Genomic DNA, 23181 nt, shown 5'->3' on the forward strand with positions numbered 1-23181 from the left:
CCCGCGATGCCGGACTTGCCACGGCGCGGCGGCTCGCGGCAGACTTCCCCTATTCTCCCGGAGAAACCCGATGAAGTCATCGCTGCCGCCCGCCGCGGAACCGGCGCCAGGGTCGCCAGCCCAACCGCCCGTCCGGCAGGTACTGGTCTGGGACATCGCGGTGCGTTCGTTCCACTGGCTGCTGGTCGCGCTGCTGGCCTTGTCCTGGTACACCGGGGAGACCGGCGGACTCGACGAGATGACCTGGCACATGTGGTCGGGCAGTGCCGTGCTGGCATTGGTGCTGTTTCGCATCGTCTGGGGCCTGGTCGGGTCGACCAGCGCACGCTTCAGCCATTTCCTCTACGCACCGGGCGAGGTGGTCCGCTACGCCATCGGACTCGCCCGGGGCGCCCCGCCGCATTACCCAGGCCATACCCCGCTCGGCGGATGGATGATCGTGCTGATGCTGATCTGCCTGCTGTTGCAGGCGGCCACAGGCCTGTTCGCGAACGACGACATCGTCACCGAAGGGCCGCTGGCGGCCTGGGTGAGCAAGGAGACCAGCGACTGGCTGACGGCCCTGCACGAGTGGAACTTCGAGGTACTGCTGGTGCTCGCCGGTGTGCACGTCGCGGCGGTGCTCTTTTACGTGATCGTGTTGCGACAGAACCTCGTCCGGGCCATGTTCACCGGGCGCAAGCGACTCCGGGACGATCAATCGCCGTCGGCGCTGCGCTTCACTCACCCCGCCGTCGCCCTGCTGATCGCCGTCGGCGCTGCAATCGGCGTATGGCTGCTCGTGCGCTAGCTGGCGAGGGCTACCGGCTGCGGAACCGCTCGTGGCAGCCGTCGCAGGCCTTGATGATTTCCGCCACTTCGGCCCGCATGGCCTTCTCGTCGCCACTGCGCGCCACTGCCACCGCCTTCTTCATTTCGACCTGGAAGCGCTCGACCGCCGCTCGAAATGCCGCTGGATCCTTGAACACCTCGGGCAACGCACGGGTCTCGCCGGTTTCGCTTCCCGGGATGAAGCCCTCGCTGACGCTCCCCGCCAACATGTCGAGCGTGGTTACCGCCTTCAGATAGGCCGCGGCGTCGAAAGGCCGCTGACCCTTGATCATCTGGACGAGCGTGCGCAGCTGCCATTGCTGCACCTGCATGGAACCCTTGCGGAACTGGATAGCCTGCTGCGGCGTCTGCGCCGATGCGACGCCAGCGCCGAACGACAGTGCCAGCCCTGCGGCAATAACGAGCCCCGCAAGCATGCCTTCCGCGAACCGAGCGTCCTGAGCCATGCATCCTCCTTCGAGACCCATCGATGAATGTCCGAGCACGCCACCAGGGCTGCCGGAAGTCGCTTCGCGATAGCGTCCACCCTGACCGGCCGGACGCGTCCCGCGGAAATACGCAACGCATTATGCCGCATGAAGGGAACCATTTTGACAGACTGATGTCACAGACTTCGGATTTGCTCTCACAAGCTGCGATTTCCTGGAACTCGACTTTTCAAAGCGAAGACTGGATCCGTTCTCCTCCGGTACGAAGCTTTCCATGTGTTTTCACCCCAGCCTGAATGGCCACAATCATGACCGACACCCTGGAAGACCGCTCCAGCCCCGACGGGCAGGAAACCGCAGCGCACGGCCATCCGGCCCTGCGTACCCCGGCGACCTTCCTCGACCTGCTTTCGATCGAGGACCGGACGGCGATGATCGAACGTTGCAGCCGCCGGACGCTCGCCCGGCGCCAGTTGCTGTTCACCCGCGGTGAGCCGCGTTCGTCGGTCTTCATTCTGCGTACCGGCATGATCAAGCTGCAACGCCAGACCGCTGCCGGCAACGAGGTCATCATCACGCTCTGCGGGCCGGGCGAACTGGTCGGGTTCAGCGGACTGTCGAAAGCGACCGTACGCGTCGCGTCGGCACAGGTGGTCGAGGCCGGCGAGGCATTCGTGATCGACGAGGGCGATTTCCGTGCGCTGATGGCCGAGCGCCCTGCGATCGCGATGGCCGTGATCGAATCGCTGCGTTGGCGCATGGAATCGGTAGCCGATGCGCTGACCGACGTCGTATCCGAGGATGTTCCGAACCGGATCGTGCGCCTGCTGCGGCGCCTGGCCGCGGGCAAGGGCGAAGCCCGCAACGGCGAATGGGCACTTGACCTGCGCCTGACCCACCAGGAACTGGCGAACATGATCGGTGCGCGGCGGCAGACGGTGACCACCGCGCTGAGCGAACTGCACCGCGACGGCGTCCTGCGGCGCGACCATCACCGGGTCGTCATTCCTGCCAGGTAGGTCCGAGAGCTTCCGAGCGGCACGCAGCCTGTCCTGGCCGTCGATGGCGGCCAGCACCACCATGCTTGCAATGGACCTTCGGCACTGACCTGAACGTGGCTGGCGTCGGCCGAGCCGGTCCGGACCGAGCGATCCGAGTGGCCCGCTCCGATCCATGGCCCTGGCAGCTGTCAGTCGGACCCGGCCGCGCCTGTGAGGTCTGACGGCTGGTCGATGTCACGCAGGATGCCCGCATCGTCGACCGGCAGCAGCACCAGCCGGTGCCGGTAGCGACTGACGACGGTTCGGGCACCTTCGTCGCCGGAGACCGTCGCCAGTTCAGCCCCGAGCCTGGCACTGAAGCCGACCGGATGGCCGCGTTCGCCCTCATGTACCGGCGCCACGATGTCGTGTCCCGCCGCCACCGCCTGCGCGACCGCACGGACTGTCGCCAGCGACAGAAAAGGCATGTCGCCCAGCGCGATTACCCAGCCGGCCGCCTCCGGTGTGGCACGCACCCCCGCGGCAAGGCTGTGGCCCATGCCGTCGATCGCCTCGGGACATTCGATCACCGGCACGCCCGCGGCGCGCGCGACCTGCTCCATGTCAGTGCCCGGACGCACCACGCAGACGACATCCGACCACGCGGCACAGGCCAGGGCGAGGCTTGCCTCCCCCACCGCACGCCCGTCGGGCAGGCGTGCAGAAAGCTTGTCGCCCCCGAAACGCCGCCCGAATCCGGCCGCCAGCAGTACGACCACAACGCCGCGGCGCGGACTGCCCGAGCCGCGGCCCGGGGTGCCAGGCAGGCTTGCTGCACCGCCAGTCGCCTGACCGGCGGCGCCGCCCGCCGCAGCGAGCCGAGGGCAGCCGGCCAGGGCTGGATCGGCCGTCCCGAGGCGGCTTCCCGACTGCGGACTAAAGTGCTCGTCCGACATGCCGTTAACGGGTCGTCAATTCGAATGTGCGCCAGCGCACGCAGTCCCCCACCGGAGTTTCGAGCATGTTGAACCGTCTGACCGTCGCGCAGCGCCTGGGAGCCCTTGCACTGTTGCCGATGCTGGTGATCGTGGTTTTGGCTGTCGTTGCATTGCAGGGCGAAAGCCGGACCAAGGAGTCTCTGCGGGTCGCCAATGAAAACCTGATGGTCTCACAGCAGAACATCGCCACGGTCATCGAAATGCTGACGCGGGCCCGCGCCGACGCAGCCTTCGCGCTGGTCGAAAACACGAGGGAAACCGCCGCAGACCGGTCGCAGCGCATACTGGCACGCGTCGCAGAAGCCGAAACGGCGATGGCTGCGTATCTCGCGACTGGCGCCACGGAAGCGGAAGTCCAGTTGCAGCAACGCACGCTGCCCAGGCTCAAGCGGTTGATCGAGGAAGGCCTGAAGCCGGCCGCCGAGGAACTGAGAAAAGGCAGCATGGCGACCGCCCGTCCGATCATCACTGGCGAGGTGGAGGCACCCTGGACCAGCGTGCGAGAGGCGCTGACCGCGCTCGTGAACCTGCAGGCCGAGGAAGGCCGGAAGGAGTACGAGGCCGCGACCGCACGCTACGAGGTAACCCGCTGGGTGACCATCGGCGTGACCCTCGGCGGCGGATTGCTCCTGTTGGTCTGCAGCTTTCTCGTCAGCCGCTCGATCCTGCTGCCCGTTCAGGGGCTGCGCGATGTGCTGAAGGCCGCTCAGCGCGACAATGACCTGACCGTTCGTGCCCGGGTCGCCGGTAGCGATGAACTTGGGCAGGCCATGGGAGCGTTCAACGCCCTGATGGCGCAGTGGCAGCAGACCGTCGGCCGCATCAAGGTTGACGCCGCCCGACTGTCCGGGGCATCGACCAGCGTGGCCAGCGCGACGCGCGACATCGCCGGGCAGGCGCACGCGCAGAGCGAGGCAGCCTCCTCTACCGCCGCCTCCGTCGAGGAGGTCTCGGTCAGCATCAGTCAGGTCGCGGAACATGCCGAACAGACCCAGGGCATCGCGCAGCAGGCCACCGCGCTGTCGGAGAACGGCCGGGAGACCATGCGCAAGGCAGCCCAGTCCATGACCCGGCTCGCCGGATCGGTCCAGGAGTCGGCGGGGCTGATCGAGGCGTTGTCCAGACGCTCTGCCGAGATCTCGACCATCGTCGAAGTGATCCGCGACATCTCCGAACAGACCAATCTGCTCGCGCTGAACGCGGCGATCGAAGCCGCGCGTGCCGGTGAACAGGGCCGTGGGTTCGCGGTAGTGGCAGACGAGGTGCGCAAGCTGGCCGAGCGCACCGGTGCCTCGACAACCGAGATTTCGGCACTCACCGGGACGATCCAGTCGGAAGTCGCGAGCGCGGTGGCGCAACTGAAGCAAAGCACGGCCCAGGTGAACGAAGGCGTGGGTCTGTCGGCCGAGGTTGAACAGGCCCTCGCCCAGATCCAGGACGGCGCGGGATCCACCCGCAACTTCGTCGGCGATATTGCATGGGCGGCGGCCGAGCAGCGTACCGCCAGTCAGGACATCGCGCGCCATGTCGAGAACATCGCACGCATGGCCGAGGACTCGAACCGGGCCATCGTCGTCGCAACCGACGCCGCCCGTGACCTGGAGACGCTCGCCACGGCAGTGAATTCGCAGGTCAGCCAGTTTCGCGTCTGAGCCTCACGCGGATCCGATCGGGAACTCCCAATGTCTGAACTTCTCCAGAACATCGATGCACGCACCCGGCTAGCCGGCACCAACAACCTCGAGATCCTGATGTTCTCGCTCGGCCTCGACAGCAGGACCGGGCGTACCGAAACCTTCGGCATCAATGTCTTCAAGGTGCGCGAGGTCATGCGCACGCCCCCGATCACCAGTGCGCCGGACATGCCGAACGCGGTGATGGGCATGGTGAGCCTGCGTGGGGTACTCGTTCCGGTGATCGACCTGGTGCGCTACACGGGGGTACCGACCGACACCATGGGCGAGGTGATGATCGTCACGGAGTACAACGGCCGCACCCAGGCACTGCTGGTGGCCGCGGTGGACACGATCCTCCGCCTCGACTGGTCGAAGATGAAGGTGCCGCCGCCGATGCTGGCACAGAAGATGGGCGGACTGATAACCGCGGTGACCGAACTGGGCGACGGACGCCTCGTGATGATGATGGACGTCGAAAAGGTGCTGTCGGACACAAGCGGCGCAGAGGACGAGGAGGTCTATCGCCAAGTGATTCCGCTGGGCATGGACGACCGCACGGTGTTCTTCGCCGACGATTCCAGCACCGCGCGCATGCAGATCGCGCGCACGCTGGACGCGCTCGGCGTGCGCCACATGCAGGCGATCAACGGCTGCCAGGCCTGGGAATCGCTGCAGCGTCTGGCGGAGCAGTCTGCGGCGCGCGGCGAGCCCCTGGTGCAGAGCGTGCAGATCGTGCTCACCGACGTCGAGATGCCGGAGATGGACGGCTACATGCTGACCCGCCGCATCAAGTCCGATGCACGATTCAAGGGTCTGAAGGTGCTGATGCACTCGTCGCTCTCGGGTGATTCAAACCAGCAACTGGGCAGGTCGGTGGGCGTCGACGAGTACGTATCGAAGTTCGAACCGCAAAGACTCGCGGAAACGCTGACGCGCCTGCTCGTCTGAAAGGCCGTCGATCCGCATCCCCGCGCCCCACCAGACAGATGACACCAGGACACCCCACGATGGACACGCCAGAAAACGGCTCGATACTCGACCGCGTGGACGCGCGCACGCGGCTCGCCGGCTCGAACAAGATGGAGATCCTGCTGTTCTCCCTCGGCACCCGGGAGACGTTCGGCATCAACGTATTCAAGGTTCGCGAAGTCACCAAGACCCCGAAGATCACCCGTACCCCGAACATGCCCAGCGGTGTCGAGGGGGTGATAAGCCTGCGCGGCAACATCATCCCGGTGATCCACCTGGCGCGCTTCGCCGGGCTGTCCGACCCGTCGTTGTCGTCGTGCGAGACGATGATGATCACCGAGTACAGCCGGCATACGCAGGCCTTCCTGGTGCACGACGTCGAACACATCATCCGCGTCAACTGGGACCAGGTGAAGCCGCCGGAGAGCCGCCTAACGTCATCCGAGAATCCGATCACCGCGATCACGCGCATCGAGGATGACCGCCTCGTGTCGATCCTGGACGTCGAGCATGTGCTGGCACAGGTCTACGGCGACACGCTGGTACCCGAGATCGCGCCGGCGACGAACGCGGCCGATTCCACCGTGTTCTACGTCGACGACTCGCTGGTCGCGCGGCGCGAGATCAGCAACGTGCTCGACCGTCTCGGCGTGCGCTCGCTGCAGGCCACCAATGGCCGCGAGGCATGGGACAGCCTTCAGACGATGGCCGCGCGGGCCGAGGCCGAAGGCACCCCGCTGTCCGCGCAGCTCGGGCTGATCCTGGCCGATGCCGAGATGCCGGAGATGGACGGCTACGTGCTGACCCGCCTGGTGAAGGCGGACAAGCGCTTCGTCGGCATCCCGATCGTGATGCACTCATCGCTGTCGTCGAGCGCCAGCCGGGCCATGGGCCAGGCGGTCGGCGTCGATGCCTACGTGGCGAAGTTCGATGCCTCGGTGCTGGCCGAGACGCTGCGGCCGCTGATCACCCGGACTGCCTGAGCGGCACGCCCAAGAATCTACAGGAAAACGCATTGAACCCCGAACCGATCAACACCCGCCGATCCGGAGCATCCGCATGAGCCAGGAATCCATGAAGTTCCTCGTCGTCGACGACTTTTCAACGATGCGCCGGATCGTGCGCAACCTGCTCAAGGAACTCGGCTTCAGCAACGTCGAAGAGGCCGAGGATGGTGTCGTGGCACTCGCCAAGCTGAAGAACGGCGGCTTCGACTTCGTGATCTCGGACTGGAACATGCCGAACATGACCGGCATCGACCTGCTGCGCGCCATTCGCGCAGACGCGGGACTGTCCGGCTTGCCGGTGCTGATGATCACGGCCGAGGCGAAGAAGGAAAACATCATAGAGGCGGCACAGGCGAAGGCGAGCGGCTACATCGTCAAGCCGTTCACCGCGGCGGTGCTCGACGAGAAGCTCAACAAGATACTGAAAACCCTGGAAAAGGTGGGATGAGGCCATGAACGCCAGCACCGTACTCGAGCAGGACTCACCGGATCTCGAAGCGCTGTTCGACAGCATCGTGGCGGCCAATGCCGATCCGTCCGCCGGCAAGGCGGATTCGACGGAGGTTGCGCCCGGCGCAGCCGATACCCAGTCCGGCGCGGTACTCGAAAAGATCGGCAAGCTCACCCGGACGCTGCATGACAGCCTGCGCGAACTCGGCTTCGACAAGTCGCTGCAGCAGGCTGCCTCCGCCATCCCCGATACCCGCGACCGGCTGACCTACGTGGCCACGCTGACCGAGAAGGCCGCCGAACGCGCGCTGAACGCGACCGAGATCGCACGGCCGCTGCAGGACGAGCTCGAGAAGGAGGCGAAGGCCCTGTCGCGAGACTGGGACCGCCTGTTCGCTCGCCAGCTGTCGATCGACGAGTTCAAGGCGCTGGTCGCCGATACGCAGCGCTACCTGGGCGGCGTACCCGCACGCACCGAGGCGACGCGCACTCAGCTGACCGAGATCATGATGGCCCAGGATTTCCAGGACCTCACCGGGCAGGTGATCAAGAAGATCACCGCCGCCGCGCACGACATCGAGCACAAGCTGCTCGAACTCCTCGTGGAGCAGATGCCACAGCAGAGGCGCGTCGAGGCAGAGGGTCTGCTGAACGGTCCGGTCACGAAGCATGCCGGCCGCAACGACGTGGTCGAGAACCAGGACCAGGTAGACGAACTGCTGGAATCGCTCGGCTTCTGAAGGGCCGGCTGCGCATTCCCGCACCGCCCGCCACCCCGGCGATGCCACACATCGAGAGCACCCTGCTGAAGCGAGAGCGCCCATGAGCGATTTTTCCGGCGACCAAGAGCTGTTGAAGGAATTCCTGACCGAGGCTGGCGAGTTGCTGGCCGACGTCGACAACAAGCTGGTCGAACTAGAGCGGCGGCGGGACGACCCTGCACTGCTCAACCACATCTTCCGCGGCTTCCACACGATCAAGGGAGGTGCCGGCTTCCTCTGCGTGCAACCGCTGGTCGACCTCTGCCACCTCACCGAGAATCTGTTCGACCTGCTGCGCAACGGGTCGCTGAAACTCGATGCGGCGCTGATGGACGTGATCATGTCGGCGACCGGTTCGGTCCGCGACATGTTCGACACGCTTGCGAATTCGAGCCATCTCGCGCCAGCCGACCCGGCGCTGCTGGCCGACCTCGAGCGCGCGATCTCCGGGGAGGCGCTGGCCATGCCGGCGTCGAAGGCAACCACCACGCCGGCACCGGATGCGCCGTCCGTGGCGCAAGGCGCCGTCGACTGGCCCGCGCTCTACAACGCCCTGACCGGGATGCAGGCGCCCCTCGAGGTGGCAGAGCAGCAGGCAGCGGCCGTTCCTGCGGCGCCCTCCCCGCTCGGCCGGCGCGACACCGACCAGCCGGGTGTCCAAGCCGAACGCGCAGGCCGCCGCGACACAGACAAGCTGATCGTCAAGGAAAACACGATCCGCATCGACACGGCGCGGCTTGACCAGGTGCTGAACCTGTCCGGCGAGATCGGCCTGACCAAGAACCGACTGACGTGTCTGCGCACCAACATCATGCAGGGCGAGACGTCCCTCGAGGTGTTCCGGGCGCTGGACGAGGCGGTGAGCCAGCTGGATCTGCTGGTCGGCGACCTGCAGAACGCGGTGATGAAGACCCGCATGCAACCGGTCGGCCGACTGTTCCAGAAGTATCCGCGGATGGCGCGCGACCTCGCACGGCAGCTGGGCAAGGAACTCGAGCTGGAACTCTCCGGCGAGGAGACCGAACTCGACAAGACCATGGTCGAAGAATTGAACGACCCGCTGGTACACCTCGTGCGCAACGCGGCAGACCACGGCATCGAATCGCCCGAGGACCGCCGCGCGGCCGGCAAGCCGGACAAGGGCACGGTGCGCCTGTCCGCGCGCCAGGCCGGCGACCATATCGTCATCGAGATCAGCGACGACGGACGCGGGATGCGCCCCGACGTGCTGCGCCGGAAGGCGGTCGAGAAGGGGCTGCTGGACATCGAGGCAGCGAGCGCACTGGACGACCGGCAGGCACTGCACCTGATCTTCATGCCGGGCTTCTCGACCAAGGACGAAGTATCCAGCGTGTCCGGCCGCGGCGTCGGCATGGACGTGGTCAAGAGCAACATCCAGAAACTCAACGGCCGGATCGACATCAGCTCCGACCCCGGCGCGGGCACGCGCATCTCGATCTCGCTGCCGCTGACGCTGGCGATCCTGCCGGTTCTGGTGGTACGCGTTGGCGAGCAGCCATTCGCCGTGCCCCTGTCGATGGTGCGCGAGATCATCCCGATCCGCGCCAGGGAAGTGCAGGCGGTATCCGGACGAGCGACGATGGTCGTACGCGACGAGGTACTGCCGGTGCGCACGCTGTCGGGCCTCATCGGCTGGCCACAGCCGTTGCAACCGCGCTACGGCGTGCTGCTGCAGGCTTCGATGTCGTCGCTGGTGCTGGCAGTGGACAGCTTCATAGGCCGCGACGACGTCGTGATCAAGCCGCTCGAGCAGATCAAGCCCAAGGGCGTGGCGGGCGCGACGCTCGCCGGCGACGGCTCGGTGGTGCTGGTGCTCGACATGGAGACCCTGCTCTCGGAGCCCGGCCACGACGACCTGGCAACGCTGTTCGCCCAGGCCGCCTGACCGGCTCGCGGCCGGCCGGGTGTGTCCGGACGCACCCAGGGTGCGTGATAACATCCACGGCTTCCGTGGTTCGGCCACGCCCAGCGAATGCCCCGATGTCCGGCCTAGCCACCCTGCCCCAGCCTCCGCACCCAGGCATCCTCCGGCTCAAGGACGTCTGGCTGATCTCCGCCGGCCATGCGATGACGCACTGGTACACGGCCACGTTCTACCTGCTGCTGCCGCTGATCGGCAGCGAACTGGGCCTGTCGTACGTGCAGATCGGCTTCATCATGACCGTGCAGCACACGATGGGCGCCGCGTCCAACCTGCCGGCAGGGATGCTGGTGGACCGCTACGGCAACCGGGCCCTGATGATGGCCGCCTCGCTGTTCTGGGTCGGCTTCCCGTACCTGCTGATGGGCTTCACCAGCACCTACTGGGTCCTGCTCGCCTGCGTGACGCTGGTGTCGGTCGGAAACAACATCTGGCACCCGACCGCGATCGCGACGCTCGCCGACCGCTATCCCGGGCGCAAGGGCGTCACTTTGTCGGTGCACGCGATGGGAGGCAACGTCGGCGAAGCCGTCGCGCCGCTCGTGGTCGGCGCCCTGCTGGCCGCGTTCACCTGGCGTGAGGTGGTGGTGATGAACGTCGTGCCGGGTGTGTTCGCCTCCCTGCTGATCCTGGCGATGCTCGGTGCGCTGCCGAACCTGCGCACCGGACGCGGCGGGCAGGCTGCGCCCGGCGACGGCGGCATGGCCACCGCGGCGCCCGCAGCACGCACGGCGCCAGCGGCAGCGACGCCACGGCCCCTCTGGTCCGACCAGCTGGCGCAGTCGGCCGCGCTGCTGCGCAACCGGGCGATGGTCATGATCTGCACCAGCGCGGCGTTCCGCACGATGACCCAGACCGGACTGCTGGTATTCCTGCCGCTGTACCTCACCCACGACCTCGGCTATTCGATCTTCGCCGCCGGTGTCTGCCTGTTCGTGCTGCAGGCCGCAGGCTTCGCCGCATCGCCGATCGCCGGGCACCTGTCCGACCGGATGGGTCGCTCGCGCATCGTGGCCGGGTCGATGATCATGAGCGCGGTAGTGATCGGCGTGATGCTGCTCGCGCCGGGCACGCCGCTATTCATCGCCTGCACGGCGCTGCTCGGCTTCTTCCTGTATGCGGTGCGCGCAGTGCTGCAGGCCTGGATGCTGGACACCACTCCGGCTTCCGCATCCGGCACCGCCGTGGGCATCATGTTCAGCACGCAGGCAATAGGAGCGGCCATCGCTCCACTGCTCGCCGGCTGGGTCGCCGACACCTGGGGCCTGCTGGCCGTCTTCTATTTCCTCGCCGGCACGATCGTGCTGGCCAACTTCTTCGTGTTCCTGATGCCGCGCGACCTGTTCGAGCGGCGCGGCGGCACGACTGCCTGAAAAGGAGCGCATCACCGATGAGCACGACCGAAGCCACCGTTGCCGGCCAGGAGCACTGGGCGAAGAAGGGCGACATCAACCTGTACCTGTGGGAGAAGCGCGCCGTTGCGGGCACCGGCAGCAACGGCACGATCCTCTGGGTTCACGGTTCGTCGATGGCCTCGACCCCGACCTTCGACCTGACCGTCCCGGGTCGCCCGGACTCCTCCGTGATGGACTGGTTCGCCAGGCGTGGCTTCGACAACTGGTGCGTCGACATGGAAGGCTACGGCCGATCCGACAAGTCGCGCGACATCTATTTCGACATCGCCAACGGCGCCGACGACGTGAAGGCGGCCAGCGACTACATCATGAAGACCCGCGGCACGAAGCAGTTCATGGTCTACGGCATATCCTCCGGCGCGCTGCGCGCGGCGATGTTCGCCGAGCGCAATCCCGAGCGGGTGTCGCGCCTGGCCCTCGACGCGTTCGTCTGGACCGGCGAAGGCGCCCCGACCCTCGCAGAGCGTAAGAAGAAGCTGGCCGATTTCATCGCCATCAAGAAACGCCCGATCGACCGCGCCTTCGTGCATTCGATCTTCAACCGCGACCATCCTGGCTGCGCCGACGAGGCGACGATCGAAGCCTTCGCCGACGCGATCCTGGCGCTCGACCACGAGATGCCGACGGGCACCTACGTCGACATGTGTTCGAAACTGCCGGTGGTAGACCCGGCCAGGATCAGCGCCGCCACCCTGCTGATGCGCGGTGAATTCGACGGCATCGCGGCACTGGACGACCTGATCGAGTTCTACAGGCGCCTGCCCAACGCAGACAAGCAGTTCGCGATGATGGCCGGCATCTCGCACGCGAGCTTCCAGCAGAAGAACTACAAGATGTGCTATCACATCCTGCATTCGTTCTTCACGCAGCCGGAACCGCTCTACCGCGGCTGATGCCCTGCCGATCCGTGCCACCACCATGGCACGGATCGGGTGCCGCACAGGTACGAGCAGTGCGCCCGGCGGGCGTTCACTGCGCCGGCCAGCCTCGCGCGACGTCCATGCAGGGCTGGTGCGCGAGCGGCATCCGTTGTCCCCGTCAGTCGATCCTGGCGCCAACCGCCTTGACGATCCTGGCCCACTTCACCATCTCGGCATTGAACAGCTTGCCGAACTCGTCCGGCGTGCCGCCGATCACCTCGTTGCCGCCATCGACCAGCGGCTTGCGCACCACCGGATCCTTCAGTGCCTTGACGATCTCGGCGTTCATCCGCATGACGATCTCGCGCGGGGTGTTGGCCGGTGCCAGCAGGCCGAGCCAGAGTGTTGCGTCGTACCCTGGCACTGCCTCCCCGATCGCCGGTACGTCCGGCAGCGCGGCGTTGCGCTGCGCGGTCGTCACGCCCAGTGCACGCAGCTTGCCGGACCGGATGAACGGCAGCACCGCGCTCATGCCGGTGAAGGACATCGACACCTCGCCGCCGAGCAGCGCCGCGATCGCCGGGCCGCTGCCCTTGAACGGCACATGCTCCATCTCGGTCTTCGCCAGCGACTCGAACAATGCCGCGAACAGATGCTGCGAACTGCCGTTGCCGGACGATGCATAGAAGATCTGCTTCGGCCGCTTGCGTGCGACCTCGATCAGTTCTTTCACGTTCTTCGCCGGGAAGGATGGATGCACCACCAGCACGTTGGGCGTCGAGGCGAAGTGGATGACCGGGGTGAAGTCCTTCACCGGATCGTAGGAAAGCTTGCCGTACAGTGCCGCGTTGATCACGTTCGTGTTGGACACGACCAGCCACGAATAACCGTCGGGCTGGGCCCGCGCGACGGCCTCCGAACCGAGCGTGCCGCCGGCACCCGGGCGATTCTCGATCACCACCTGCTGACCGAGCGTCTCAGACAGCTTCTGGCCGATGATGCGTGCCGGGATGTCGGCGACACCGCCCGACGAGAACGGCACCACCCACCGGACCGGCTTCACGGGCCATGCCTGGCAGAAGGCCGTGATCGGCAATGCGGCTGTCAACGCGAACGCTGCAGCGGCGAACGCCGCTCGGCTGGACGTGCCGGCCTCTTGCGCCGCGCCTGCCGGCGCAGTGCGGTGTTTCGGGTGCTCCATGCGTATCTCCATCCGTGCGGTCGCTCCGACCGCATTCTTTGTCCCTGAACTCGACGTCGGCAGCATTTTTCCGACTCCCTGACGCAAACCTGTCGGATGCTACCATCGGAGCGTCGGGACATCGGCCAGCGCGCGTTCGTACGACACCCTGAACGTTCCGGGCACGCGCCTGCTCAGTAGCCCCGGTCCGGATCCACCACGTTGCGAAGGGCGCCACCGGCGCGCCATTGCTGCAGGTTCTCGATCACCAGCGCAGCCGCAGTGGGCAGGCTGGTCACGCTGGCGATGTGCGGCGTGATCAGGATGCGCGGGTGCGTCCAGAACGGATGCCCCGCCGGCAACGGCTCGGTCTCGAACACGTCGAGCGTGGCCGAGGACAGCTGACCGGCATCGAGTGCCGCGACCAGGTCTGCATCGACCACATGGCCGCCGCGCGCAGCGTTCACCAGGCAGCTGCCGCGCGGCATCCGGGCGAAGGTCGATGCACCGAGGATGCCGCGCGTCTGGGCCGTCAGCGGCAAAAGGCAGACCAGGATCTGACTGCCGGAGAGGAAGGCGGACAGGCCGGCATCGCCCGCGTAGGTCTCGACGCCCGGCACCGTGCGGATGCGCCGTGACCAGCCCCGCACGTTGAAGCCCAGCCCCCGCAGCGCCACCGACGCACACGCGCCGAGTTCGCCCAGGCCCATGATTCCCACGACGCGCTCGGCGGCAAACGGACGCACCCGCTTCTGCCAGCGTCCGGCCTGCTGCAGCCAGTGGTAGTGGTCGAGTTCGCAATGATGGCGCAGCACCGCCGCCAGCACATACTCGGTCATCAGCACGCCGAGGTTGGGATCGACCATGCGCACCAGCGGCACCTGTCGGGGGAATGCCGGATCGGCGAGCAGCCCGTCGACGCCGGCACCGAGCGAGAACACCGCACGCAGGTTGGGGTAGCGTGCAAGGTCGCCCGGCTGGGTACGCCACGCGAAAGCAACGTCCACGTCGGCGGGATCGCCGATATCGGGCCAGACGCGAACCTGGAGGGAAGGATCCAGTTCCAGGAACATCTCGCGCCACGCATTCCCGTTCTCGGTGGGCGCATTGATCAGCAGGACCATCGTCGACTCCGGCGAATGATGCGCGCGGCTGCACGCATCGACGGAGCGTACCGCAGGTGGGTCGGGATCGCTGCGTGCGTACGGGTGAGACCGGTACCTCAGGGAAGGTGCGGCTCGGCGAGATAGTGCACCGACTGCATCTCGACGAGGCGACTGACAGTGCGGTCGAACTCGCCGCTGCCCTTCTGCTCCTTGTAGACATCGTCGAGCGGAACGCGCACGAACAGCCGCTCGACCGTCACTTCCGCCGACAGGATCAGCTTCACCCGGCGGTCGTAGAACTCGTCGATAAGCCAGACGAACCGGCGCGCGACATCGCGTTCGTCGGACGTCAGTTCGGGTACGCCGGACACGATCACGGTATGGAAGCGCCGCGCGAGCTCGATGTAATCCGACTTGCCGCGCGGACCGTCGCACAGCATGCGGAAGTCGAACCAGGCGGTGCCACTGGCGACGCGGCGTGCGACGAACACCCGGTCGTCGACCTCGATCGGGACCCCGGTCTCGCCGGTCTCGCCGGACAGCGCCCGGAACTCCGCCTCGAGCCGCGCCTCGACCGCTGCATCGATCGGCGTGTGATAGACGCCTCCCGCGTGCAGCGCACGCAGCCGGTAGTCGACTTCGGATTCGACCTCGATCACTTCGAGGTGCTGCTTGAGCAGTTCGATCGCCGGCAGGAAGCCGCTGCGCTGCAGGCCGTTGCGGTACAGGTCGTCCGGCTTCGCGTTCGAGGTGGTCACCAGCACGATGCCCTCCTCTACCAGCCCTTCGAGCAGGTTGCGCATCAGCATCGCGTCGGTGATGTCGGTCACGTGGAACTCATCGAGGCACAGCAACCGCGCATCCTTCGCGATCAGGCGGGCTACCTCGCGCATCGGGTTCGCGCGGCCCTGGAGGTCGCGCAGGCTGTGATGGATCTCCTGCATGAACCGGTGGAAGTGGATGCGCTTCTTCCTCGTCGCCGGCACGGCAGCGAAGAACGTGTCCATCAGGAAGCTCTTGCCCCGGCCGACGCCGCCCCACAGGTAAAGGCCGCGCACGGTACGCCGGCGCGACAGGCGGCCCAGCAGCGATCGCCCGGCGCGCTCGAGTTCGGCCATACCGTCGAACACGCGCCCGAATGCCGGAAGGGTCGCCTCCTGGGCAGGATCGAGCGTGTAGCCATGCGCAGAGGCATGGCGTCGCATCCAGGCCGCGAGGGCGCCGCCCTCGGCAGGGGGCGGCGCCTTCACCACCGCTTCGGATCCTGCCGCGCCTGCGCCGGCCGCGGCTCCCGGGACTGTCGGATTCCCGTTCAGAAGTGCAGCGATCGCTTGTCGACCGCGAGCGCCGCCTCGTGGATCACCTCGGACAGCGTCGGATGCGCGTGAACGATCCGGGCAAGGTCCTCGGAACTCGCGGAGAACTCCATCGCAACCACCGCCTCGGAGATCAGTTCCGAAGCATGGGCGGCGATGATATGCACGCCCAGGATACGGTCGGTCTTCGCATCGGCGATCATCTTCACGAAACCGGTGGTGTCGCCCATGCCCATCGCGCGACCGTTGGCCATGAACGGAATCTGCCCGGTGCGATAGGCCACGCCTTCGGCCTTCAGCTGCTGCTCCGTCTTGCCGACCCACGCAATCTCGGGCGAGGTGTAGATCACCCAGGGCACCGTATCGAGGTTCACATGGCCGGCCTGTCCGGCGATGATCTCGGCGACCATCACGCCCTCTTCCATCGCCTTGTGCGCAAGCATCGGCCCGCGTACCACGTCGCCGACGGCGTAGACATTGGGCAGCGTGGAACGGCAATGGCCATCGACCTCGATGAAGCCGCGGGCGTCCAGCTTGAGGCCGACCGCGTCTGCAGCCAGGCCGTCGGTGTTGGGGACGCGGCCGATCGACACGATCAGCCTGTCGCACTCGAGCGTCGTCGCCTTGCCGTCCTGCTCGTAGGCGATCGACACGCCCGCCTTGCCCTTCTTCACTTCGCCGATCTTGCAGCCCAGCTTGATATCCAGGCCCTGCTTTGCCGTGAACACCTTCCAGGCTTCCTTCGACACCGCCTCGTCGCAGGCGCCGAGGAACGTCGGCAGGGCTTCGAGGATGGTGACCTCGGCGCCCAGCCGCTTCCACACCGAACCGAGTTCCAGCCCGATCACGCCGGAGCCGATGATGCCGAGCTTCGTCGGCACTGCCTTGAAATCGAGCGCGCCGACGTTGTCGACGATGGTCTCGTTGTCCACCGGCACGCCCGGCAGCGGACGCGAGCGCGAACCGGTGGCGACGATCACATGCTTCGCCTCGACAGCCTCGCCGCCGATGTCGAGCTTCCAGCCTGCACCGCCTGCCGCGACGAACTTGCCATGGCCGGGAATGAAGGTGACCTTGTACTTGCGGAACAGGCCCTTGATGCCACCGGTGAACTGATCGACGATCTTGTTCTTGCGCCCGACCATGGTGCCGATGTCGATCTTCGCATCCGAAACCGTGATGCCGTGCTGGGCAAAGCCCTCGTGCAGCAGGTGGTAGTTCTCGGAGGACTGCAGCAACGCCTTGGACGGGATGCAGCCCACGTTCAGGCAGGTGCCGCCGAGCCGGGGCTCGCCCTTCGGATCCGCGTAGGGATTCGATTCAGCGCACGCAACGGACAGCCCGAGCTGCCCGGCGCGGATCGCGGCTACATAGCCGGCGGGGCCGCCGCCGATCACGACTACGTCGAATTGCTTGGCCATGGTCAGACGTCCAGCAAGAGTCGGGAAGGATCCTCGAGGGCATCCTTCATGGCGACCAGCGACAGTACCGCCTCGCGGCCATCGATGATCCGGTGGTCATACGACATCGCCAGGTAGTTCATCGGGCGGATGACGATCTGGCCGTTCTCGACCACCGGGCGATCCTTGGTCGCATGCACGCCGAGGATGGCGCTCTGCGGCGGGTTGATGATCGGCGTCGACAGCATCGAGCCGAAGACCCCGCCGTTGGAGATCGAGAAGGTGCCGCCGGTGAGTTCTTCGAGGGTGAGCTTGCCGTCCTGCGCACGCTTGCCCAGTTCGGCGATCTCCTTCTCGATGTCGGCCATCGTCTTGCGGTCGGCATCGCGCACGATCGGCACGACCAGTCCGCGCGGGCTGGAGACGGCCACGCCGATGTCGAAGTAGCCGTGGTAGACGATGTCCGGACCGTCGATCGAGGCATTCACGGCCGGGAACTTCTTCAGCGCGTAGACGGCCGCCTTTACGAAGAAGGACATGAAGCCGAGCTTCACGCCGTGCTCCTTCTCGAACCGGTCGCGATACTTCGCACGCAGGTCCATCACCGGCTGCATGTTCACTTCGTTGAAGGTGGTGAGGATCGCCGCATTGGCCTGCGACGCGAGCAGCCGCTCGGCCACGCGCTGGCGCAACCGCGACATCGGCACGCGCTGTTCAGGGCGGTTGCCAAGGATGACACCGACGCTCACCGGTGCATCGACCTTCGGCAGCGGCGCACGCGCGGCGGGCGCTGCCGGGGCCGCGGCGCGGGCCTGGACTGCGCCCAGCACGTCTTCCTTGGTCACGCGGCCACCGCGGCCGGAGCCGGCGAGCGCATCCGTCGCGACGTTCTGCTCGGCGGCGATCTTCTGTGCCGCGGGCATCACCGCCGCCAAGGCCGGCGCGGATGCCGCCGCTGCGGGGGCTGCGGGTGCGGGGGCGGGGGCGGCAGCCGGCGCGGCAGCGGCGGACGCACCTGCGCTCGCCGTGGCCTCGGTATCGATCGTGGCGATCACTTCCTGGCTGACCACCGTTCCACCATCGCCCTTGGCGATGCTGATCAGCACGCCGGAGTCGGGTGCAGGCAGTTCGAGCACGACCTTGTCGGTCTCGATGTCGATCAGGTTCTCGTCGCGCTTGACGAACTCACCCTGCTTCTTGTGCCATGAGAGCAACGTCGCCTCGGCAACGGACTCGGACAGCATCGGTACCTTCACTTCCACCAGCATGATCGATTCACCTTGTCATGGTATTGCGTCCGCGCGCCCCGGCGAAGGGCACGCGCGACCGGAGCCTCTGTCGGGCTATTCCTTCGTCTCGCCGCCGCCGAGCGTGATTGCAGCGGTGACGAGTTCTTTCTGTTGTATGGCGTGCAGCTTCTTGTAACCGACCGCCGGGGTCGCCGAGGAGACACGGCCGGCATAGAACAGCTTCTGGCCCTTGCGCATCGGACGCCGGAGGTAATGCTGCACCCAGTACCACGCGCCCTGGTTACGGGGCTCTTCCTGGCACCAGACGATCTCCTTCGCCGCCGGATACTGGTCGATCTGCTCCTTGTACTCGTCATGCGGGAACGGGTACAGCTGCGAGATGCGTACCAGCGCGACATCCTTCACGCCCGCATCGCGCCGCGCAGCACGCAGGTCGAAGAACACCTTGCCGCTGCAGAACACGACCCGCTTCGCCGTCGCGGGATCGATGTCTTCATCCCACTCGCTGTTGACGGGGCGGAACTTGTCGAGCGCGAACTCCTCGAGCTGGGATACGGATTCCTTGTGACGCAGGATGCTCTTCGGGGTGAAGATGATCAGCGGCTTGCGGTAGGGACGAATCATCTGCCGGCGCAGGAGGTAGAACATCTGCACCGGCGTGGCCGGATAGCAGACCTGCATGTTGTAGTCGGCGCACAGTTGCAGGAAGCGCTCGATACGGCCCGACGAGTGCTCCGGGCCTGCGCCTTCGTAGCCGTGCGGCAACATCATCACCAGGCCGGACATCCGGCCCCACTTAACCTCGCCCGACGCAATGAACTGGTCGATCACGACCTGCGCGCCGTTCACGAAGTCGCCGTACTGCGCCTCCCAGATCACCAGCTCGTTCGGCTCGGTCGACGAATAGCCGTACTCGAAGCCGAGCACCGCCTCTTCCGAAAGCAGCGAGTCGATCACCGTAAAGTCCGGCTGGCCGGGAAAGAGGTTCTGCAGCGGAATGTACGTGCCGGAATCCCAGCGCTCGCGGTTCTGGTCGTGCAGCACGGCATGCCGGTGGAAGAACGTGCCGCGGCCGGCATCCTGGCCGGACATGCGTATCGCGAAGCCGTCCTTCAGCAGCGACGCGTAGGCCAGCGTCTCGGCCATTCCCCAGTCGAGCGGGATGCTGCCTTCGGCCATCAGCCGCCGGTCTTCCATGATCTTCTGCACGCGCGGATGCAGCTTGAAATCGTCCGGAACCTTCGACACCAGCCGTCCGAGTTCCTTCAACGTCTCGAGCGGAATCTGGGTGTTGTCGTTCTCGTTCCACTTCGTGCCCTTGAACTGCTCCCAGTTCGGCGCATAGGGCGGCTTGAAGTTGGCGAGAACCGTCTTGTTCGTGTGGTAGCCACCGTCCATCGCGGTCCGGTAGGTGCTGATCAGTTCGGTCGCGACGCTGTCGGTAACCACGCCCTCGGCAGCCAGCTTGTCGGCGTACAGCTTGCGGGCGCCCGACTTCTTGCCGATCACCTTGTACATCAGCGGCTGGGTGACCATCGGCTCGTCCTGCTCGTTGTGGCCAGGCCTGCGGTAGCAGACCATGTCGACCACGACGTCCTTGCGGAATTCCATCCGGAAGTCGAGTGCAGCCTCGACCACCAGTGCCACCGCTTCCGGATCGTCCGCGTTCACGTGGAAGATCGGCGCCTCGATCATCTTCGACACGTCGCTGCAATAGAGCGACGAGCGCGAGTCGCGCGGATCGGAGATCGTGAAGCCGATCTGGTTGTTGATGATCAGGTGCATCGTGCCGCCGGTGCCGAAGCCGCGCGTCTGCGACAGGTTCAGCGTCTCCATCACCACGCCCTGCCCCGCGTACGAAGCGTCGCCGTGGATCAGGATCGGCATCACCTCGCGGCCCAGCTTGTCGCCGCGCCGGTGCTGGCGTGCCCGCACCGAACCGGTGACCACCGGGTTGACGATCTCGAGGTGGGACGGGTTGAAGGCGAGCGCCAGGTGCATCGGGCCGCCCGGGGTCGTGATGTCGCTCGAGAAGCCATCGTGGTAGATCACGTCGCCGTACAGGATGGCGTCGTCCATCTTGCCTTCGAACTCCGCGAACAGGTCCTTCGGCATCTTGCCCAGCGTGTTCACCAGAACGTTCAGCCGGCCACGGTGCGCCATGCCGATCACGGATTCCTTCACACCCTGTGCGCCGGCGCGCTGCAGCAGGATGTCGAGCATCGGGATCAGTGTCTCGCCGCCTTCGAGCGAGAATCGCGTCTGGCCGACGTACTTGGTGTGCAGGTACTTCTCGAGCGTCTCGGCGGCGGTCAGACGTTCGAGGATGTTCAGCTTGTATGCGGCATCGTACGAGGGCCTGGAGTGGATGCTCTCGAAGCGCTGCTGGATCCACTTCTTCTGCGCCGGATCCGAGATGTACATGTACTCGAAACCGATCGACCCACAGTAGGTCTCACGCACGTGGGTCAGGATCTGCCGCAACGTCGCGCGCTGGGGCCCGACCAGGGAGCCGGTGTTGAACTCCGTCTCCATGTCGGCGTCCGACAACCCGTAGAACGACGGGTCGAGTTCCTGGATGTAGGGCTTTTCCTGGCGCTTCAGCGGATCGATCTGCGCATGGCGCACGCCGAGGAAGCGATAGGCACCGATCAACTGCAGCACCGCCACCTGCTTCAGCGCCGCCTCGGCGCTGATGCCGGAGGACGCCGACACCTGGTACGGGCTGCGCCGGGCCATCTCGGCGAACTTCGCACGGACCTGCTCGTGCGACACGTCGGGCCCGTCGCCGCTGCGCTGGAGCGCGTCGAAGTACTGCCGCCAGGTACCGTCGACCGACGCGGGGTCGGCCAGGTAGGCATCGTAGAGCTCCTCGATGAACGGCGCGTTCGAGCCGAACAGATAGGAGGTACCGAACATCTCTTGCATCATCAGGAATCGTCCCGTCGGTTTTCAGTGAGGCTCAGCCGCAGGGACTCAGCGACGGTCCGCCAGGGGCTTGAGCGAACGCTCGGCTTCACCGAGGAACAGCTGGCGCGGACGGCCGATCTTCTGGTCCGGGTCCTCGATCATCTCGTTCCACTGGGCGATCCAGCCGATCGTGCGCGACAGCGCGAACAGCGCGGTGAACATCGACACCGGGATGCCGAGCGCCTTGTAGACGATGCCGGAGTAGAAGTCGACGTTCGGGAACAGCTTGCGCTTGACGAAGTATTCGTCTTCCAGCGCCACCTTCTCGAGTGCCATCGCCAGCTTGAACATCTTGTTGTCTTCAAGACCGAGTTCGGCCAGCACGTCGTGGCAGGCGCCCTGGATCAGGCGCGCGCGCGGATCGTAGTTCTTGTAGACCCGGTGCCCGAAGCCCATCAGCTTCGACGCTTCCGCCGGGTCCTTGGCGCGCGCGATGAACTTGTCGATGTTCGACACGTCGCCGATCTCGTCGAGCATCTTCAGCACCGCTTCGTTCGCACCACCATGCGCCGGGCCCCACAGGCTGGCGATGCCGGCAGCGATACAGGCGAACGGATTGGCGCCCGACGAACCGGCCAGACGCACGGTCGAGGTCGACGCGTTCTGCTCGTGGTCGACGTGCAGGATCAGGATCTTCTCGAGCGCGCGCACCAGCACCGGGTTCGGCGTGTAGTCCTCGCAGGGCACGCCGAACATCATGCGCATGAAGTTCTCGACGTAGCCGAGGTCGTTGCGCGGGTACATGAACGGCTGGCCGACGTTGTACTTGTAGGTCATCGCGACGATGGTCGGCATCTTCGCGATCAGGCGGAACTCGGAGATCATCCGGCTCTTCGGATCGTTGATGTCGATCGAGTCGTGATAGAACGCGGCCATGCCGCCGACCACGCCGCAGAGCACCGCCATGGGGTGTGCATCGCGGCGGAAGCCCTGGTAGAAGCGCGCCATCTGCTCGTGCACCATGGTGTGCATGGTGACGGTGCTGTCGAACTCCTTCTTCTCCTTCGCGTTCGGCAGCTCGCCCTTCATGATCAGGTAGGCGACCTCGAGCAGGTCGCAGCTCTCGACCAGCTGCTCGATCGGATAGCCGCGGTGCCGCAGGATGCCCTCGTCGCCGTCGATGTAGGTGATGCTCGACTTGCACGACGCGGTCGACATGAAGCCCGGGTCATAGGTGAAGGCACCTGTCTTGGCGTAGAGCGAGCGCACGTCGATCACGTCGGGACCGATCGTGCCGCCGTAGATCGGGAACTCGACCGACGGACGTCCGTCGCTGAACGAGAGGGTTGCCTTGGCTTTGCTGTCCATCAGTTTCTCCACAGAGAAATCGCGCACGCCCGCGGCGCCACGGGCGAGTTCGGGCAGGCGCGAATACAAAAACGCGCGGTCAAGCCGCGCGCAACATTTCCAGGACCGGGGCGACCCTCTTGTCGGCTGGCTGCAGCCGCCCGATGATCATGTCCCACAGGTCCTGGTCGGGGTAGTCGAGCAGTTCCTTCAGCAACTCGACATCCGCCGCCTTCATCGAAGCATAACGATTGTCCATGAACCGCTGCAACACGAGATCGAGCTCGAGCAGACCCCGACGGCAGTGCCAGCGTAACCGATTTTCCTGGATGCGGGCGACCTCGGTCTGGGCCAT

The 23181-nt window shown here is 66.0% G+C and carries 20 protein-coding genes; 10 read left to right on the forward strand and 10 right to left on the reverse strand.

The window, feature by feature from the left end; translation table 11 throughout:
* Window positions 1-70: 70 nt before the first annotated feature.
* The gene (locus tag ING98_01555; GenBank protein ID MCA3100534.1) at window positions 71-790 is read left to right on the forward strand and encodes a cytochrome b/b6 domain-containing protein; all 720 of its coding nucleotides are present in this window, start codon (window positions 71-73) and stop codon (window positions 788-790) included.
* A 10-nt stretch (window positions 791-800) separates the two neighbouring features.
* Here the strand turns inward: ING98_01555 and ING98_01560 are convergent, their stop codons facing one another.
* Window positions 801-1277, reverse strand: coding sequence for a cytochrome c (locus ING98_01560; GenBank protein ID MCA3100535.1), 477 nt, complete (start codon window positions 1275-1277; stop codon window positions 801-803).
* 290 nt (window positions 1278-1567) lie between these two features.
* On the opposite strand from ING98_01560, the gene ING98_01565 reads away from it, so the two are divergent.
* Entirely contained in the window at window positions 1568-2278 is a 711-nt protein-coding gene (locus ING98_01565) for a Crp/Fnr family transcriptional regulator (protein MCA3100536.1), read from the forward strand.
* 170 nt (window positions 2279-2448) lie between these two features.
* Here the strand turns inward: ING98_01565 and ING98_01570 are convergent, their stop codons facing one another.
* Window positions 2449-3195: a nucleotidyltransferase family protein gene (locus tag ING98_01570; GenBank protein ID MCA3100537.1), complete on the reverse strand. Its 747-nt coding sequence runs from the start codon at window positions 3193-3195 to the stop codon at window positions 2449-2451.
* Window positions 3196-3308: 113 nt separating this feature from the next.
* Here ING98_01570 and ING98_01575 point away from each other — a divergent pair, with 113 nt between their 5' ends.
* The 8 genes from ING98_01575 to ING98_01610 all read left to right on the forward strand — a co-directional run bounded on the left by ING98_01575 (window position 3309) and on the right by ING98_01610 (window position 12350).
* Window positions 3309-4889 carry a methyl-accepting chemotaxis protein gene (locus tag ING98_01575; protein ID MCA3100538.1) on the forward strand — a complete coding sequence of 527 codons (1581 nt, stop codon included), beginning with the start codon at window positions 3309-3311 and terminating at the stop codon, window positions 4887-4889.
* A 30-nt stretch (window positions 4890-4919) separates the two neighbouring features.
* On the forward strand, window positions 4920-5861 hold the full coding sequence (locus ING98_01580) for a chemotaxis protein CheV (protein ID MCA3100539.1): 942 nt from the start codon (window positions 4920-4922) through the stop codon (window positions 5859-5861).
* Between the two features lie 59 nt (window positions 5862-5920).
* Complete coding sequence (locus ING98_01585) at window positions 5921-6865, forward strand: chemotaxis protein CheV (protein MCA3100540.1); 945 nt, start codon at window positions 5921-5923, stop codon at window positions 6863-6865.
* Window positions 6866-6941: 76 nt separating this feature from the next.
* Window positions 6942-7337 (forward strand): chemotaxis response regulator CheY, encoded by a 396-nt coding sequence (gene cheY / locus ING98_01590; protein ID MCA3100541.1) that lies wholly within the window; start codon window positions 6942-6944, stop codon window positions 7335-7337.
* Window positions 7338-7341: 4 nt separating this feature from the next.
* Window positions 7342-8079: a protein phosphatase CheZ gene (gene cheZ / locus ING98_01595; protein ID MCA3100542.1), complete on the forward strand. Its 738-nt coding sequence runs from the start codon at window positions 7342-7344 to the stop codon at window positions 8077-8079.
* Window positions 8080-8161: 82 nt separating this feature from the next.
* A complete protein-coding gene (locus ING98_01600; protein ID MCA3100543.1) occupies window positions 8162-10006 on the forward strand; it encodes a chemotaxis protein CheA in 1845 nt (614 codons plus the stop codon).
* 95 nt (window positions 10007-10101) lie between these two features.
* The gene (locus ING98_01605) at window positions 10102-11415 is read left to right on the forward strand and encodes an MFS transporter (GenBank protein ID MCA3100544.1); all 1314 of its coding nucleotides are present in this window, start codon (window positions 10102-10104) and stop codon (window positions 11413-11415) included.
* Window positions 11416-11432: 17 nt separating this feature from the next.
* Window positions 11433-12350 (forward strand): alpha/beta fold hydrolase, encoded by a 918-nt coding sequence (locus ING98_01610; GenBank protein ID MCA3100545.1) that lies wholly within the window; start codon window positions 11433-11435, stop codon window positions 12348-12350.
* Between the two features lie 145 nt (window positions 12351-12495).
* Here ING98_01610 and ING98_01615 read toward each other — a convergent pair whose 3' ends face one another.
* From ING98_01615 to ING98_01650, 8 genes are all read right to left on the reverse strand, one after another.
* A complete protein-coding gene (locus tag ING98_01615; GenBank protein ID MCA3100546.1) occupies window positions 12496-13518 on the reverse strand; it encodes a tripartite tricarboxylate transporter substrate binding protein in 1023 nt (340 codons plus the stop codon).
* 173 nt (window positions 13519-13691) lie between these two features.
* Window positions 13692-14570 carry a glyoxylate/hydroxypyruvate reductase A gene (locus ING98_01620; GenBank protein ID MCA3100547.1) on the reverse strand — a complete coding sequence of 293 codons (879 nt, stop codon included), beginning with the start codon at window positions 14568-14570 and terminating at the stop codon, window positions 13692-13694.
* Between the two features lie 149 nt (window positions 14571-14719).
* Window positions 14720-15808: an AFG1 family ATPase gene (locus ING98_01625; protein MCA3100548.1), complete on the reverse strand. Its 1089-nt coding sequence runs from the start codon at window positions 15806-15808 to the stop codon at window positions 14720-14722.
* 107 nt (window positions 15809-15915) lie between these two features.
* Complete coding sequence (gene lpdA / locus ING98_01630; protein ID MCA3100549.1) at window positions 15916-17340, reverse strand: dihydrolipoyl dehydrogenase; 1425 nt, start codon at window positions 17338-17340, stop codon at window positions 15916-15918.
* A gap of 2 nt (window positions 17341-17342) precedes the next feature.
* Window positions 17343-18590, reverse strand: a complete 1248-nt coding sequence (gene odhB, locus ING98_01635) for a 2-oxoglutarate dehydrogenase complex dihydrolipoyllysine-residue succinyltransferase (GenBank protein MCA3100550.1) — start codon at window positions 18588-18590, stop codon at window positions 17343-17345.
* 72 nt (window positions 18591-18662) lie between these two features.
* A complete protein-coding gene (locus tag ING98_01640; protein MCA3100551.1) occupies window positions 18663-21500 on the reverse strand; it encodes a 2-oxoglutarate dehydrogenase E1 component in 2838 nt (945 codons plus the stop codon).
* 45 nt (window positions 21501-21545) lie between these two features.
* Window positions 21546-22847: a citrate (Si)-synthase gene (gene gltA, locus ING98_01645; protein MCA3100552.1), complete on the reverse strand. Its 1302-nt coding sequence runs from the start codon at window positions 22845-22847 to the stop codon at window positions 21546-21548.
* A gap of 79 nt (window positions 22848-22926) precedes the next feature.
* On the reverse strand, window positions 22927-23181 hold the full coding sequence (locus ING98_01650) for a succinate dehydrogenase assembly factor 2 (protein MCA3100553.1): 255 nt from the start codon (window positions 23179-23181) through the stop codon (window positions 22927-22929).

Source organism: Rhodocyclaceae bacterium (assembly GCA_020248265.1).
In the GTDB taxonomy this organism is placed as follows: domain Bacteria; phylum Pseudomonadota; class Gammaproteobacteria; order Burkholderiales; family CAIKXV01; genus CAIKXV01.

Coding starts and splice junctions, on each gene's coding strand:
- ING98_01640 (MCA3100551.1), bottom strand. CDS start 21,500: ATGATGCAAGAGATGTTCGGTACCTCCTATCTGTTCGGCTCGAACGCG.
- ING98_01585 (MCA3100540.1), top strand. CDS start 5,921: ATGGACACGCCAGAAAACGGCTCGATACTCGACCGCGTGGACGCGCGC.
- cheY (MCA3100541.1), top strand. CDS start 6,942: ATGAGCCAGGAATCCATGAAGTTCCTCGTCGTCGACGACTTTTCAACG.
- ING98_01605 (MCA3100544.1), top strand. CDS start 10,102: ATGTCCGGCCTAGCCACCCTGCCCCAGCCTCCGCACCCAGGCATCCTC.
- ING98_01620 (MCA3100547.1), bottom strand. CDS start 14,570: ATGTTCCTGGAACTGGATCCTTCCCTCCAGGTTCGCGTCTGGCCCGAT.
- ING98_01615 (MCA3100546.1), bottom strand. CDS start 13,518: ATGGAGCACCCGAAACACCGCACTGCGCCGGCAGGCGCGGCGCAAGAG.
- cheZ (MCA3100542.1), top strand. CDS start 7,342: ATGAACGCCAGCACCGTACTCGAGCAGGACTCACCGGATCTCGAAGCG.
- ING98_01570 (MCA3100537.1), bottom strand. CDS start 3,195: ATGTCGGACGAGCACTTTAGTCCGCAGTCGGGAAGCCGCCTCGGGACG.
- ING98_01650 (MCA3100553.1), bottom strand. CDS start 23,181: ATGGCCCAGACCGAGGTCGCCCGCATCCAGGAAAATCGGTTACGCTGG.
- ING98_01610 (MCA3100545.1), top strand. CDS start 11,433: ATGAGCACGACCGAAGCCACCGTTGCCGGCCAGGAGCACTGGGCGAAG.
- ING98_01600 (MCA3100543.1), top strand. CDS start 8,162: ATGAGCGATTTTTCCGGCGACCAAGAGCTGTTGAAGGAATTCCTGACC.
- lpdA (MCA3100549.1), bottom strand. CDS start 17,340: ATGGCCAAGCAATTCGACGTAGTCGTGATCGGCGGCGGCCCCGCCGGC.
- ING98_01625 (MCA3100548.1), bottom strand. CDS start 15,808: ATGCGACGCCATGCCTCTGCGCATGGCTACACGCTCGATCCTGCCCAG.
- gltA (MCA3100552.1), bottom strand. CDS start 22,847: ATGGACAGCAAAGCCAAGGCAACCCTCTCGTTCAGCGACGGACGTCCG.
- ING98_01560 (MCA3100535.1), bottom strand. CDS start 1,277: ATGGCTCAGGACGCTCGGTTCGCGGAAGGCATGCTTGCGGGGCTCGTT.
- ING98_01580 (MCA3100539.1), top strand. CDS start 4,920: ATGTCTGAACTTCTCCAGAACATCGATGCACGCACCCGGCTAGCCGGC.
- ING98_01555 (MCA3100534.1), top strand. CDS start 71: ATGAAGTCATCGCTGCCGCCCGCCGCGGAACCGGCGCCAGGGTCGCCA.
- ING98_01565 (MCA3100536.1), top strand. CDS start 1,568: ATGACCGACACCCTGGAAGACCGCTCCAGCCCCGACGGGCAGGAAACC.